Source organism: Ensifer sp. ENS07 (assembly GCF_014852185.1).
GTDB classification, from domain to species: Bacteria; Pseudomonadota; Alphaproteobacteria; order Rhizobiales; family Rhizobiaceae; genus Ensifer; species Ensifer adhaerens.
Genome location: NZ_JACVBE010000071.1, coordinates 1 through 406 on the forward strand (window position 1 = coordinate 1; position 406 = coordinate 406).

At 65.5% G+C, this 406-nt stretch carries 1 protein-coding gene; it reads left to right on the forward strand.

Annotated elements, in window-relative coordinates:
* Nucleotides 1-406: VCBS domain-containing protein (locus tag IB277_RS37685; RefSeq protein WP_210339742.1), on the forward strand; the 406-nt coding region annotated here is incomplete at both ends.

Genomic DNA, 406 nt, shown 5'->3' on the forward strand with positions numbered 1-406 from the left:
TGGTGCAGACCTACGACGTCACCGTCGATGACGGCCACGGCGGCACGGCGACGCAGACGGTCACGATCGTGATCGCCGGCACCAACGACGCCCCGGTGATCACCTCGGGTGTGCAGAGCGGTGCGGTGACGGAGATCGCCGACAAGGCGACGGGCGAGAATACGGTGACGCACACGCAGGACGGCGCGGTGACGTTTACCGACGTCGATACGCTCGACACCCACAGCGCCAGCTTCTTGCCGCAGGGCCGTGGTTATCTCGGTACCTTCTCGCTGGATGCGGTCGATCAGGCAGCTGACAGGATCGGCTGGAACTTCAAGGTCGCCGACGGCGTGCTGGACTCGCTGCAGGCCGGCCAGACGCTGACGCAGAAGTACACCGTGTTCGTCAATGACGGCCATGGCGG